The sequence below is a fragment of the Vibrio sp. R10-SF1-ISO8 genome, assembly GCF_059833805.1.
In genome coordinates this window covers 167,309-182,192 of record NZ_JCBDHL010000016.1, presented here as the reverse complement: position 1 = coordinate 182,192, position 14,884 = coordinate 167,309, and the positions used below count along the sequence as shown (strand labels likewise).

General features: G+C 43.9%; 8 protein-coding genes. 2 read left to right on the top strand and 6 right to left on the bottom strand.

The features are described from left to right. Nucleotides 1-94: 94 nt before the first annotated feature. The 4 genes from AC6R00_RS12735 to AC6R00_RS12720 all read right to left on the bottom strand — a co-directional run bounded on the left by AC6R00_RS12735 (nt 95) and on the right by AC6R00_RS12720 (nt 8,857). The gene (locus tag AC6R00_RS12735; RefSeq protein WP_500640644.1) at nt 95-418 is read right to left on the bottom strand and encodes a hypothetical protein; all 324 of its coding nucleotides are present in this window, start codon (nt 416-418) and stop codon (nt 95-97) included. 142 nt (nt 419-560) lie between these two features. Then, on the bottom strand, nt 561-1,247 hold the full coding sequence (locus AC6R00_RS12730; protein ID WP_500640643.1) for a hypothetical protein: 687 nt from the start codon (nt 1,245-1,247) through the stop codon (nt 561-563). 22 nt (nt 1,248-1,269) lie between these two features. Continuing rightward, complete coding sequence (locus AC6R00_RS12725; protein ID WP_500640642.1) at nt 1,270-8,403, bottom strand: RHS repeat-associated core domain-containing protein; 7,134 nt, start codon at nt 8,401-8,403, stop codon at nt 1,270-1,272. Nucleotides 8,404-8,485: 82 nt separating this feature from the next. After that, complete coding sequence (locus AC6R00_RS12720) at nt 8,486-8,857, bottom strand: hypothetical protein (RefSeq protein WP_500640641.1); 372 nt, start codon at nt 8,855-8,857, stop codon at nt 8,486-8,488. A gap of 263 nt (nt 8,858-9,120) precedes the next feature. Here AC6R00_RS12720 and AC6R00_RS12715 point away from each other — a divergent pair, with 263 nt between their 5' ends. Further along, the gene (locus tag AC6R00_RS12715) at nt 9,121-9,486 is read left to right on the top strand and encodes a hypothetical protein (protein WP_500640640.1); all 366 of its coding nucleotides are present in this window, start codon (nt 9,121-9,123) and stop codon (nt 9,484-9,486) included. Between the two features lie 96 nt (nt 9,487-9,582). Here the strand turns inward: AC6R00_RS12715 and AC6R00_RS12710 are convergent, their stop codons facing one another. Continuing rightward, entirely contained in the window at nt 9,583-12,180 is a 2,598-nt protein-coding gene (locus AC6R00_RS12710; RefSeq protein ID WP_500640639.1) for an ExeM/NucH family extracellular endonuclease, read from the bottom strand. 350 nt (nt 12,181-12,530) lie between these two features. Further along, the gene (locus AC6R00_RS12705) at nt 12,531-13,046 is read right to left on the bottom strand and encodes an FxsA family protein (protein ID WP_500640638.1); all 516 of its coding nucleotides are present in this window, start codon (nt 13,044-13,046) and stop codon (nt 12,531-12,533) included. Between the two features lie 317 nt (nt 13,047-13,363). Between AC6R00_RS12705 and aspA the strand changes: the two genes are divergently transcribed. Beyond that, on the top strand, nt 13,364-14,815 hold the full coding sequence (gene aspA, locus AC6R00_RS12700) for an aspartate ammonia-lyase (RefSeq protein ID WP_004742783.1): 1,452 nt from the start codon (nt 13,364-13,366) through the stop codon (nt 14,813-14,815). The last annotated feature ends 69 nt before the right edge of the window (nt 14,816-14,884 follow it).

Genomic DNA, 14,884 nt, shown 5'->3' with positions numbered 1-14,884 from the left:
CCACCAAATAATGATAGTGAGATAAAAGCGAGTATCCTAGGCAACATAATTTTTCCTATATAACTTTATATTTCAGTGATTAACCAGAACGCAACTAACGCGCATAAACCACGCTAAATATTTTACATACAGGGGCAGTAGTCCCCGACCATCGTTGGTCTTCATAGGCAAATATTGATATTGGCGTATTGGCTTGGTAGGCAGCAAGTAACATACTTAAAATCGATTCATAGCCTGGGCTAACTTTATCTATATAATATCCAGTACTGCATTGCTGACCATTAGTTTCCATACTAATAAAAATATCCCCATGAACAGAATAAACCTGTATTCTTTTAATCAGCCCAGTTGGCGATTCTTCTGTTGCACTTACACCAAAACTAAGCAGCAGAATCAGCAAGGTAAAATACTTTTTCATTGTTAATCCATTAATATTGAATAAGGTAAATTAGTTAACGGGTTTTACTTCATCCGACAAGAAAGTCAAAGATTCCTTTAAAAGATGCAACACTAAAATATGACGTCTATCATAGTTATTCCAATTTATAAAAATGGACTCATCAATCTTCATTAAGTGCTTTTTCTGCGTAACTTTTATACTTCTCAAAGCTAACTATATCTGATTCATTACCTTTTTTTGCCAAATACTCCAGTAGTTTTCCCGCTTCAAAAAAATCATCCTTCCCACCATATTTAATCATTACAAAAGCTAATGCTCTAGTTGATGCTTTCATATTCATCAAGTGGGACTTGTATAAATACTCTTTAGTAAGTATATAAAGCTCATTTTTCTTAGGCCCATCAACTTCTGACTCGAGTAAGTATAAGTAGTTCTTCCCTAATAGGTTATAAACTGCAGCATTAATCTTTTCTTCAGGAATATCATCAAGTAAAGATATCGACTTCCCTATATCTCTATCCATATTAAAACCAGAATAATATATTGATGCCTCCAATATTATTGCATCAACATTTCCAGACCTAGCAATCAAATCCAACTCATAAAGTAACTTATCAAATTCATAAACATCACTTAATAATTCATAATTATTTAAATAGACAACGATCGATTCTAATTTATCATTTTGACTATTAGACTCAATACCATAAAAAAAACAGTTATGAATATTTTTAAAACTTTCGCAAAAACCCTTCTCAATCTGAGTATCTATAGGAATATTTATTTCCTTCGAGTGAGACAACGTTGAAAAAGTCAACAACAAAGTAATAAAAATCATAAACCTCATATTAAATCTCCATTCTTATAGATTATTTATATTTATTTTTAATTACTTCATTTATTTGTGCATCAATATTTCCGATAAAGTCAGTTATACTTTTAGTATCTATATAACCACTCCCATTGATAGTTGTATTTCCACTACTACCATGAGCTTCAACACCAAACTTACCTGTAGAGTCAGCGAATACGCCCCCACCAGCATCACCAACTGGAGTCTTAACTTTAGGGCCATAACGAACTTTGCCAACGGTTTGATTCGTTCTCAAATCTCGAGAAACAGAGACCTCAACTGGCCCTAAATCAACCGATCCCCCAACGGTTGCTGAACCTCCATTTGTCCCTGTACTAAAAGGACCTTTTGAGTAATTCGCCGAAAATTCCGCCCCAAAGACATCATTCATTGTCGTGTTGTCAAATATGTCATTGAGTGCTTCACTGCTAATAAGCGATGCATATCTATCGTTTACGGCATTTAGCTCATCGCTAGTTGAGGACATTACCTCATTGACAAAGTCTAGCCCTGACTCTGTTTCCATATTTGAGTCTAAATCTCCATCGGTTTCCTCAGGTAGACCATTATTTACACTCTCTGGCGGTGAAGCAGGCTTAGCGGGAGTCTCTTCTACTGAGTCGCCATTTTCACTACTACCAGAACCACCAAGTCCAGTGTCGCTAGACCCAGATTCACTATCCCCTGAACTACCACTTCCACGCTCTCTTCTGCCTTCTTTACGACCAGTTTTTGTCTTACTCCTTGTTTCACAGCCATTGCTAGAGTTACTTCTACTTCCAGAGCTGCTTCTAGAACGTACGCTACACTCTCCTCCAGCCAGCATATACCCTGTTGGATCAATATACTTCATCGGATTGTTCATTACATAAGCATAACGGTTAAAGCTATTGGTAACATATGGGGCTTGAACAATCGGATCCGGGCTAATAAACCTACCCAGCTCCTGATCGTAGACACGACCATTCATATGCACTAAGCCAACTTCAACGATTTCTTCATGGCCCGTGTAACCACGGTTGGTAATGGCTTGTTGCACCACATCGAGCGGGCCTTCTTCACGCCATGCGACTTTACGCTGCTTACCCCAGGTGTCGTAACTGCGGCGCTCAACGACATTCGCATATAAATCTGTAATCATATCGACAGAGTTCAGCGCATCGTAGTGTAAGAATCGGGTTTGCTTGTCTTTAAGCTTATTCTCACCATCATCGGTATGGGTATTGAGTGCGATCAACTTACCGTCAGCGTAAATAAAGTGCTTGTGCTGAACTATGCCGGTATTACTATCAGTGACACGCTCATAGCTTTTGCCGAAGTAGAAAGTTTCAATGCCATCGCTATTTTTCTTTAGATAGCGGTTGTGGTTGGCATCGTAGAAGAACTCTACCGTTTTACCATTACGGGTGATCTTGGTTGGCTTGTTAAACTCTGACCACTCCAACTCACGCTCGTTCTGCTGACTGCCATCCGCCCAAGCGCGTAACATATTACCGTTGGCATCGTACTGGTAGTTTAAACCGTTGGCTTTGGTCACCGCATGCGGGCCAGCTTGCTGGTTACTGTATACGTAGTCACCAATACCGGTCTTAAACATCAGGTTGCCAAGCTTGTCGTATTGATAAACAAACGGGCCAGCCAAGTCTGGGTTGTTTTCACCATGCTGAGTCTTACTCGCCAATGAAATACCGTTGCTGATCACGCGATCAATCCCGTCGTATTCCCATGTATCGGTAATACCGAGCTTCTCATCATAACGATAGGTCACATTGTTGTGGTTATCGTAACGGTAATGAATGAAGCGAATATTGCGCCCGTTCGCCGTGCTCCCTGATAGTCGCGGATCAAACAGTACATTAGCCTTGTGGGTAGTGATGTAGCTTGGTCTACCCGTATTGGCATCATGGTTGTACGTGTTGACTAAGCCATTACCTAAGGTTTCCGATAAGGTATGGTCATACGCATCAGTTTCTCGGCGCTGCCAGTAGTAAACGTATGCCGGGTTATCGAGTGACTCCTCAAGCTGAGACTGAGTTAGGATCAGGTTCAGGTGGTCAGCCTGGCTCGACTGCTGCGTGTTAGCACAGTTAGTGCGCTGATCCGCTTGCAGCTGATTGCCCCCTAGCTGGTTAGCGTACTCACAATACAACCCACTTAGGTCAGCGACTTTCTCTGAAAGGTTAATCAGTTGGTTAGCCAAATCCGTGTAGAACTTGTAACGCGTACTGGCGATGGTCGCCGCTTGAGATAAGTCATCTGCGGCAAACAGTAACTCGGTGGTGGTCGTGCTATCAGCCTGAGCAATATAGATGTCTTTATTACTCATCAAATCTTTCTGACCGTTGCTGTCGTAGTCAGTCAGAATGAAATCGTGCGATGGGGTTAGAGCTTGTGAAGCAAACTCCGTAGCCGACACAGTATGCAGCGTTGCATTGTAGTTTCGAATGCCCGCACTAGAGCTATTGGCTAATGAGGTAGATAAACGATAGATCGCCCCCTCTAACGTAATATCTAGCGGGATAGAAACATCATCATGCAGCAGTACCCAAGTTGCTGGGCGCAAGTAACATTCGCCTTGTGCATTACACCACTGTTTATAACGGTAGCCATTGCCGAGCAGCGCCTGAGAAGAGCTGTCTAGGTTATGCACGTTGACGGTTTTACTGTTGTATTCCGCCGCTTTAGTGGTAAAGAAGCTCTCTTGAGTCGAATAACGCTCCGCTTTACTTAGGTATTCGGCCGCCTGAGCAATCGCTTGATCAAGCAGTTGTTTGATATCTTCACGGAAACTAGCACTGGTAAAGGCTTTGTCTGCGTAGCTTTTCGGGCTACGTACCGCAGAAACATACCCATTCGGGTTATAAACGTATTCGACTGCCAGTCTATTGTCGTTATTCGCACTAGTAAGTAACTTAGCCGCCCCAGCTAATGTGGTATCGACCCCGTTCGGGCGAACCTCTCGGGCAACGCGCTCGTACTTATCGTAGAAGTAGTAAGTACTGAACTTCTCGTTATTGACTTTAACCGCAACCTCTTCAGTTAAGCCCGCTTCGTTGTAGTAGTAATCGGTCTCGCTACCATTTCCTGCAAAGCCAGACAGAGTGCCCATCGCACCGCGTTCATCGAAGCGCCAGGTAGAAACTTTACCGCCCTCAATCTGTTTTGTCTTACGACCCAAGCGGTCATATTCGATGGTGGTGACGGTACCCTTCGCATCACGCTTGTAGATCAATTCACCTGCCGCATTGTAAGTGTAAGACCACTTGCCCATATCTGGGTCATCTAGGTAGCTGCGGTGGCCTAGGTTGTCGTAACGGATCTGAGTGATGTTACCCGCCGAGTCGGTACTTGCTTTAAGTTTGCCATCTGGGTAGTACTGATAGGTTTGGTATGCGCCATGCGGTTCATCTTTACGTAAGATGTGGCCCATCACGTTAGTTACTGTGCTGTGACTAAATCCACGCGCATCTTTGACACTGGTTTTGTAACCATCATAAGTGGTGACAAAGCTCGCTATACCACCACCATTGGCTGGCTCTTGTTTTTTGATCTCGCGGTTTAACGCATCATAATCAAACGTGACTAAAGGAGCGGCTGCTTTGGTACCAACAAACTGTGGACGTGTCACACTCAGTTTTCGACCATTGCGATCCCAGCGAGTATCGACTACGACTAACTGACCGCTAAAGCCAGTGTGCAGTTTACGAATCTCTCGGCCTGCATAGTCGAAGTGTGTCGTCACCTGACCGCCAGAAGCGGGTTTGGTTGTCACACAGCTTACCGTTTGACTGATAGCATAAGAGCCACACTGAGCACCCAACTGGTATTGAGTGAGATTGGTATTCCCTGTTCCCGGCAAAGTTTCACTGGTGACACGGCCAAAAGCATCGTAAGCAAAACTACTGGTACGGCCTTTGAGTGCACTGACTGATTTAGTCAGCAAGCCTTGCGCATTAAATTGAGTCGAAGAACGATGGCCCAGTGCATTCGCTGACGAAGTAACGTATAAACCTTGGCTATCATAAAGAGTGGTCGAGGTGCGCGCAGAAAGATCTGTCCCTTCTACGCTTTGTGAAACCACATTGCCCCACTGATCATAGCTATAACGGTTAGTCACGCTCTTGCCACCAGAGGCAATATCACTGCTTGACTCGTAATCAGAGCTATTGACTGTGCTAGAGGTTAAGAAACCCTTGCCATCATAGCTATAAGTGTTGCTAATAGCGCGTTTTAGGTTGGTGGTATTATCCGTTAAGGTAGAGATTGAGCTAGCAACCGTACCAATTTTCCAGAAGTTATCCCCCGTTTCGGTTACTAGTTCAGTACGGGTTGTTTTTGAGGTGGTGAACTCCATTTTTCCATCACCATCAAAATCACCAATAGCGTAGCTGCCACAAGATTGCGGGTTGGCTGCAGTAAAATCTGCCGCCGAAGCGGTGACTAGCTTACCGGTGTAAACGGTTAATCCATCTAGATCGGTGCTTGAGCCCGTGACCTGATATTTAAAGTAAGCGTTATAACGCTGAAGAACGAGGGGAATATCGACATCACTGTGGATAAGCACAATATGGTCATTGGCTTTAAAGTACACTTCACCGTTCGCACCGCAGTAACGACCAAGCCCTGCTTTAAAGGAACTCAGCAACGTTGAGAGATTATCAATGTTGCTTACAGTTGAAATATCGTAGATATGGTGATTGTTGTTCAGCCCGGTTGAAAGATACTCAAACTTACTGGTACTTGTGAACTTGCCAGCTCCTTCAATATCACTTGAGACAACAGAGGTTTCATCAAGCAAGTTACCGAAGCGGTCCATCACTCGTGTAATGGTCTCTTTTCTTTCCACCACATCGCTATTGCTTAAACCATATTTATTTTTGACGACCTGCTCTGCATACACTTGATAGTATTTAGCGTTGTAGCCTTGACGAGTATGCTGCTTGTAGTGGTAGCTGATCTCAGAGACTTTTTTACCGTCTTTAGATACTTCTACTGTTAGTGGCTTACCAGTAATTGCTAGCTTGTCTTGTTCAAATGTCGTTTTGGTTACCGTAACAACATCAGCCGATTCCGTTTCGGTAATGGTTTTAAAGCCTAAGAAACCGCCACCTTTGAGGTGCGTTTTTGCCCCTGCATATTTATAGCTATAGCTCGTTGCGCCATAGCCTTTCGGTGCTTTAGTCACATTCGCCACTAGGTAGCGCCTTGGTGTGACGACTTTATACGGATACTTGCTAGTGGCTCCAGCAGTGGTATAAACGCTGCTACCCACCGCTGCCGTATAACTCACCTTGTAGTCAACGCCTACCTCAGAAAAGAGAGTGATTTTGTCTTGTACATGTTTCGATGAGTGGCGGATATGCGCTTGATCTTTCTCACCAGTACCACGTGTTAACACGTCGGCCCAGCCATCACCGTTAACATCTTGCACTGAATGTATTTGAGCCCCTACATCTAAAAATACACTTGTGGAGAAGTTATTGTTTTTCGTGTTTAGATAGAAGTAACGCCCATAACCAAGTTCCGGATATCCATCATTATTTAGGTCAGAAAAAAATACGGAATCATCAACACTAGGCTTCAAGTTCAAAACCTGCGGAGATAGAAAACTTTTCCCATTAAACAGATATACGTACAAACTACCGTCAACATTTGCTGAGCGAGCGATCGCATCCAAATATCCATCATTGTTTATATCAGCAAATGTCTTAAAAAGAATCTTGTCGTGAGATGGGAGAATTTGCTTACCAATGCCAGAGATATGGTACTCATAAGTACCAAACTGCTGATCGAAATTATGTTTATCATCAATACCGTCACCATTGATATCTATTGCTAGATACCCTGATTGACCCTCTTCTCCCCCGTTGCCGTCAAAATCGCCATAATTCCTGCCTTTTGACGCATAAATACAACTATTCCCCGAACAAGAATCAAACTGACAGTAAGAACCAAACTGACCATTGCCAACGTTGTATGATGCAGCGGTATTAAGACGACATTGATCTATTTTTAAGGAAGGTGAAATAACGCTTCCCGCAAGACTAAAAGAAGTCGGATTCGTATAAACTTTTCCTTGAAGATCTTTTACGGTATAAATTCCACGATTATCACGACCAACCTCACCGTAGATCTCTCCTACCCCATCACCATTAGTATCGTAATATCTTGGGCTACGAAAACCTGTATTAGATGAGCCGCCTAGCCCCGGGTCTCTGCGCCCAACCCAAGTAAAGCTAATATCCGTCGAACACTGACCATTGGCACAATAATTAATCTTAGTTAGCTGGCTTCGAGCGGTATAAGAGGACTTCTGATAAGTCAGGCCATAGGTGCCAATTTTACTTCCGGTACTGTCAAAGGTCTCAACCTGCTTTAAACGCTCGTTTCTGTTGAGTAGTTTGCCACCAAGGAATTGCGAGGTACTGTCTGGGCGAGTTTCATAAACCAGATTAACTTTACCGCCCACATAGTTCACTTGTGTCAGCTTGTGCTTACCGGCACTATTTTCTTCACTGTATACAAAGTTAATGTGGTTAGCCTTGCTGGCATCGGTAATCTTATTTAACGCCCACTTGTAGACATCCGCTTGTGTTGGTAGCTCTACACGTGAATCTTCGCTAACACCATATTCATAAACAGAGCCATCTTTGTACCAAACTTTAAAACTAGCCGGGCCATTACCCGCTCGGCCAAAGGAAACAATTTTGGCATAGCCGTTGTTTTCAACGCGATACTCGGTCAGGTTTTCACCATCGCGGCCTGAAATGGCGACTAGCCTTTGACCGTCAAGACAGTAGCGGTCGTTGGCATCAAAATTAACGCCGCCCCAGCGTTGATCTTTTTCAAGGTTTTTTCCACAGCGAGAAATTGAAGATAGCCCACCTAAACTCCACCCCATGCCTAGCATGCCGTTTGGCGAATCACTGCGGTACTCAAGACTCAAAGAAGGTTGATGGCCTGCACGACCTGGCGCAACCGAAATAGGCAAGGAATAGCTCGCCTGACCACCAGATACCGAGAAGTCACCTGACAACTGAATACTTTTTTCAGCATCAGCCGTTAACGATAACGCTGGCTGAGAAAATAGTGCCAAGAGTAACGAGGTAGAAAAAAGTGCAAAGGAGTGCGTGAAACGGGTTGATTTCATATTAGCCACTGCTGTTTTCATTCTGAATTTGGAATATCAGCGCCCCAAGCATTATGTTCAGGCACTATTTAAATCGTTATTTTTATTGACTGAGCGATTGCAACTTTTTTAAACGTTGCTTTAAATTTTCTAGCTCAGGCGGTGAGGGATATTCCTCACTAATATTTTTTTGTGAGAACTCAGCAAGCTCTCCACTTAATAAAGGTAAATCCACCCTTTCCGCTTCGACTAAACCATGGGCAATGGTCTGTTGAAGCTGAATAACAGGGGTTGGAAAACTCACATCACGACTTAAGAGTTCAGATGGCGCATCAAGGCTAGGCTGCGTTAGTTGAGTTGATTCAACAGCCTGATTTGATGACGTTAAAGGAGAGATTTTTTCTTGGAATACAAAGAAGGTAACTAACCCAATAGCCAACACAATGGCGAGCAATAAGCTCAGCTTTCTTAACATGACGTTTTCTTACAAAGTACTGTTTATTTTTATGTAATCTTTAGTGCCATTTGGCAAAACGTTACATTTTATAAATATATTCGCACGTTACATGTTATTTTTATAAGTGCCAATTATGAATCAACTGAATATGATACATATCACAATATATTTTTGGCTTTGCCATTGATTAATAAAATGCTTAATTAGCATGCATTAATACAATGCAGAATCTCTTCACTAGCCATATATTCGATTGCACTACTTATTAGGATTTTACTTTGATGAGAACACTGTTATTTATAATATTATTATTAACTTCTCCTTTCTCTTTTTCGCAGGAAGCGACGGGCACCATAGATGAAATACGAGTTTGCGCTACAGGGAAATCTGGGAATGGCTATTGGGTAAGAACATTGCAGTTTAGAATTGAAGATAAGTGGTTTGCTTTTTGGGCTGATCACTATGGTGTAGGAAATGACTACGACAACAATATCGGCACTTCAGTTATATTGATGGCTTACTCTCAAAATTTGAGTGTACAGGTCAAGGCTAGCGATCCTTGGTATGATCTATTTAAAAAATGTGGAGTGATGGAAGGAAGCACAATGCATTCAACTGCTGGTGACTATATTCGCCTCGTTAAATAGGATAGGTAGTACACTTACTGATTGTAATTTATGAGCTTGAAGAGAAACCCACCATATAACGTGGTGGGTTTCAGCAGTGACTTACACAGAAGCCAATTACTTACGACGACGCCATAGCGCTAGGCCGAACAGAGAGATCATTGCGCCGAAGCCGAATGAACCTGCCATGTTTAGCTCTAGAACTGCTGGATCGTGGTCAGAAGAACGGAAGTGATCTTGGTACTTAGGTAGGTCACCTTTGTACTCATCGTTGTAATCGAACAGCGTAGATTCACCACCATTGATGTGCCAGTCTGTTGCATCAACAAAGTGCTTCTCTAGACTTGGGCTGATCAATAGGTGATCAAGTGCGCCCACTTCATCATTGAATGAGTAGCTCCAGCTGTTCGGATGCGCTTTCGCTACGGCATTGATGTAACCGTAGTTGTGAGTAATCACTGCACCGTCATCACCGTACTGAACTTCACCGCCGATGTATGTGTTACGCGCCGCTTTGATTGTCTTACCGTACTTCTCTTGGCTGTAATCCGTCAGAACAAGCATTGGGTCTTCCATGCCGTACGAGTTCATATCACCCAAGATAACTTTGTGGCCTTTAATCTCTTTCAGCGCATCACCCAATGCCACTGCCGCTGCAACGCGGAAGTTTTCACATGAGCCCTGCTTGTCTAGGTCTTGACCACCCTGACCGCCTTGCTCAACCGGTGCTGCATCTTCCCAACACTTAGAGCCTTTTGATTTGAAGTGGTTAATCGCCACTGTGATCTTCTCTTTGGTCCCTTTCACCTTAAAGGTTGGTGCTAGAGAATCACGCTGGTAGTTCTTACCGTCTTCAATCACTTTGCCGTTTTCATCAACCACTTCAGGTGCTTGCTGACTTGGCATTGCGATAACGCGAGACTCTTTTAGCTTAACCACTTTAGGACGGTAGATAACGCCTGTTGTGATAACGTCGGTGCCAATGTAGTCATTTTCATCAGTCACTTTATCGCCATTGCTGTCGATAGCGACGATATCGTAACGATCTTTCTTGTTTTCAATGCGTGCGTTTAGCTGGTCTACAAGCTGACGAATCGCACCGCTTTCACCAAAGCCGTTGTTCTCGATTTCCATCAGGCCGATGATGTCAGCGTCTAGACGTAGAATCGCATTGACGATCTTCGCTTGCTGTACTTCAAACTCTTCAAAGTTGTTCGCACCACGGTTGTTACCATGTGGGTTTGTGTCACCACCAAACGGCGAGTTGAAGTAGTTCAAGACGTTGAAAGTCGCGATACGTAGGTCGCCTTCTTTCATATCGATATCTTGAGTACGTGGGTCGTTACGTACGAAGCTTTCACTGGTTAACGTATTAGTCGGGATTAGACGGTAATCGCCGTAGCTGTAAGTAATTACACCTTCTAAACCAACAATCGTATCGTCAACACGGATGTAATCCTCTGTCGAACCATCTTGGTCTGCGTCAGTGCGGCCAAAATCTGGGTAGTAAGGGATAGAGCCGTTTGGCGCTTTGGCATCAGATTCTACATATAGACGACGCTCCGCGTTTTCGATGCTCTGCTGTTTCGCTTGCTCTGAACCTGCAGCAAAGTTTTGGTTTGGCTGCATGCTGATACGACCTTGCGCCAGTACCATGTTGTTACGACGCGCAGCGTAATCGTAGCCGAATGTACGCGTCACACGCATATCGAGCGCTTCAGTGGTTCTGACTAGCATGCCTTCGTAACGTTCTAACGTGCGATCGAAGTTTTTATCGGTTGGCAGGATTTCGATATCCGTCGCGGTTGGCGCCGCTTGTTCGCCTTGCTTAACCCAGTTGTTGTTTTCTGTCTTTAGCTGAGTGTGGTTGTAGTATTCTTGAACTTTACCTTTCACACACACCACATCGCCCGGTTTTAGCTCTGAGCTTGATTGGTTAGTGTGAACGAACAAACCTTCTGATGTTTGTGGGTTGTAGTCATCAGTCAGTGCTTGTAGGTAGAAACCTTTGGTTAGGCCAGTCGTCACGGCGCTAACCACACCTTTAACAAAGAAGTCTTCGTCTGTGATGTATGGGTAGCCATTAATAAATGGAGAGGTATCACCTTCACCCTGGATTTCTTGAATAGAAGTAAAGGTTGGCGCTGCGCCATCTTGAGTACAAGCGAATGGCTCTGGAGCTGTGCCACCATCCAACGTACCTAACCCTTCAATGCTATCTTTCGGCAGTGAAGACCACTGTGCAGCATTGTGCGCTGTAGAAGGTGTCATCGCATCTGAGTTGCGAACTAAAGTGGTGTCTTTTGCAAAGTCAGAGCCACCCATGTCACCCAGCAGATCATGCACACTGCCATCTTTCAGCAGTGCCATTGGGTCATTACCGTTGAACCCCGTTACTGAGCCATTAAGGATGTCCGCAACCGCTTTAATGTCGTCGCTGGCGCTAGTATGAGCAACAACCAGTACGCTTTTCGCTGCCAGCACTTGGCCGTTGAGTGACAGCTTGCTGCCCCACTCGCCATTGCCATTAGTTGACTTTGCTAGTTCATAACCATCAAGAGAGACAGAAGCATCACCTGTGTTAGCAATCTCGATTGCTTTATTGTTGCTGCCACCTTCTACATACTGAGAAATAATAATGTCTGCCATTGCTGGAGAAGACAGAGCACCTGCTACCACTGCTGCAAGTAGCGTTGGGGTTAGTTTTTGTTTCATGTTATCCACCATGCATCGCTTCCAATGTTGAACTACAACGAGAAAGCGTGTTCCAAATCACTTTTTTCGTGACTACTTATAAATAAATCATGTCCAGTGTTGATGTTTTTTATGAAACTAAAAATTACATTCAGTGACAGTGAGATTTCGATCTCATAGACATGATGAATAATTGAAGCGTCGTCAAATTTTCAACACATGGTGGTAACAGAAGTTTCAACTTTGAGACGAGGAGGTTGAATTATTTAAGTTTTTGCTAATAAATAGAGTAACTACTTTAGAGGTATTCAGCGTTAGACAGAAACAAAAAAGGCGCGGTGAGAGCGCCTTTGGAAAGAGAGTTAAACGGATTAGTTTAGTCGGTTTTGGTCATCATCATCTTTACGCTCAAACTCCCCTTCGAAAGTCGAGCCTTGCTTAGAGTCCCCTTTGTGGAAAGGACCTTGTTCAAATGGGTTCTGACCAAACTGCTCGCCATGAAATCCACCTTGGAATCCACCACCCACAGATTTCACCACCATTTTGCTCATCAAGTACTTAGCGATAACCGCCCTAGGAGCAGGAAGTAAAACCAGCATACCGAATGCATCAGTCATAAAACCTGGGGTCAGAAGCAGCACTCCGGCAACCGCCAGCATCACGCCCTCAAAGATCTGCTGAGCAGGTAACTCTCCCTGCTGAAGGCGATTTTGTACTGACATCAAAGTGTGCAGCCCTTGGCTACGAACTAACGAGGCACCAACAAATGCCGTGATCAGTACCAAGCCGATGGTAGGCCACAAACCCAGAAAACCACCGACTTGAATAAATAGGCCTATTTCAATAATAGGAACGAAGATAAACAGCAATAATAAGATAGGAAACACACGCCCTCCTTTGTTGGGTTCAGTGTACGTGTTCCACGGTTTTAGCTCAAATTGAAGCTGTAAAAAATCGTGATAAAACACTCAATAAAACCCTACCACTAAAGGGCTATTAACAACCTATTCATATCTTACAAAACTTTAACTCAACAAAAGCAAAAAAGGTGATCCACTTACTATTTTTATACCGCAGGTACAGTATTATGTGCCACATAAGTCAGGACGGATTATACAGCCAAAAATTCTGTCGAATGGATTCTTAGACTACAGATTGGCTATAAAGCAACTTTATTATCAGAATAAATATCTAAGGATCCTGTATGGCTACCCTAACTGAAACCTCTCAAGTGGCTAACCAAGCAACCCGTATCGAAGAAGACTTACTCGGCGAGCGCCACGTACCTGCTGACGCTTACTACGGCATTCATACTCTTCGCGCGATTGAAAACTTCAATATTTCTAACATGACCATCTCTGACGTACCTGAATTTGTACGCGGTATGGTGATGACAAAGAAAGCCGCTGCACTCGCAAACAAAGAGCTAGGTGTTATCCCTAAAGATGTTGCTAACTACATCATCGAAGCGTGTGATTTGATCCTTGAAACAGGTAAGTGCATGGATCAGTTCCCTTCAGACGTATTCCAAGGTGGTGCAGGCACTTCCGTCAACATGAACACCAACGAAGTGATTGCTAACGTTGCTCTTGAACTAATGGGCAAAGAGAAAGGTCAGTACGACATCGTTAACCCGAACGATCACGTAAACAAGAGCCAATCAACAAACTGTGCATACCCAACGGGCTTCCGTATCGCGGTATACAACAGCGTAGCGAAACTGATTGAAGCGATTGAATACCTAAAAGGTGCCTTTGAGCTTAAGAGCCAAGAGTTTAAAGATGTATTGAAGATGGGCCGTACTCAGCTTCAAGACGCAGTGCCAATGACAGTCGGTCAAGAGTTCCATGCTTGGGCAGTCACTCTAAACGAAGAAATTCGTGCGCTTGAGTACACATCAAAACTGCTACTAGAAATCAACCTAGGCGCAACCGCAATTGGTACAGGCCTAAACGCTGCGCAAGGTTACCAAGCATCAGCAGTGAAACACCTAGCGGAAGTAACAGGTCTAGAAGTGGTTCCTGCAGAAGACTTGATCGAAGCAACGTCTGACTGTGGCGCATATGTAATGACACACGGCGCACTAAAACGCCTAGCGGTTAAACTGTCTAAGATCTGTAACGACCTACGTCTGCTTTCATCTGGTCCTCGTTCAGGTCTAAACGAACTGAACCTGCCAGAACTTCAAGCAGGCTCGTCAATCATGCCAGCGAAAGTAAACCCAGTAGTTCCTGAAGTAGTTAACCAAGTTTGTTTCAAAGTGCTAGGTAACGACAACACTATCTCGTTTGCAGCAGAAGGTGGTCAGCTTCAGCTTAACGTGATGGAACCTGTGATTGCACAAAGCATGTTTGAGTCTATCTCAATCCTATCCAACGCATGTGTCAACCTGCGTGACAAGTGTATCGATGGCATCACAGTCAACAAAGAGACGTGTGAAAGCTATGTCTACAACTCTATTGGTATCGTGACTTACCTAAACCCTTACATCGGCCACCACGAAGGTGACATTGTTGGTAAGATCTGTGCAGAAACAGGTAAGAGTGTTCGTGAAGTCGTGCTTGAGCGCGGTCTGCTAACCGAAGAAGAGCTTGATGAAATTCTTTGTGTTGAAAACTTTATGCACCCAACGTATAAAGCGAAACGCTACGAATAATCGCAGTAAGAAAGGGCTCTTCGGAGCCCTTTTTTGGCACTCAATACGGTTAACCACAATTTTATCAAG

Excerpts from the sequence above, each read along its gene's own strand:
- AC6R00_RS12730 (WP_500640643.1), bottom strand. The coding sequence starts at position 1,247 with ATGAGGTTTATGATTTTTATTACTTTGTTGTTGACTTTTTCAACGTTG.
- AC6R00_RS12735 (WP_500640644.1), bottom strand. The coding sequence starts at position 418 with ATGAAAAAGTATTTTACCTTGCTGATTCTGCTGCTTAGTTTTGGTGTA.
- AC6R00_RS12725 (WP_500640642.1), bottom strand. The coding sequence starts at position 8,403 with ATGAAATCAACCCGTTTCACGCACTCCTTTGCACTTTTTTCTACCTCG.
- aspA (WP_004742783.1), top strand. The coding sequence starts at position 13,364 with ATGGCTACCCTAACTGAAACCTCTCAAGTGGCTAACCAAGCAACCCGT.
- AC6R00_RS12720 (WP_500640641.1), bottom strand. The coding sequence starts at position 8,857 with ATGTTAAGAAAGCTGAGCTTATTGCTCGCCATTGTGTTGGCTATTGGG.
- AC6R00_RS12715 (WP_500640640.1), top strand. The coding sequence starts at position 9,121 with ATGAGAACACTGTTATTTATAATATTATTATTAACTTCTCCTTTCTCT.
- AC6R00_RS12710 (WP_500640639.1), bottom strand. The coding sequence starts at position 12,180 with ATGAAACAAAAACTAACCCCAACGCTACTTGCAGCAGTGGTAGCAGGT.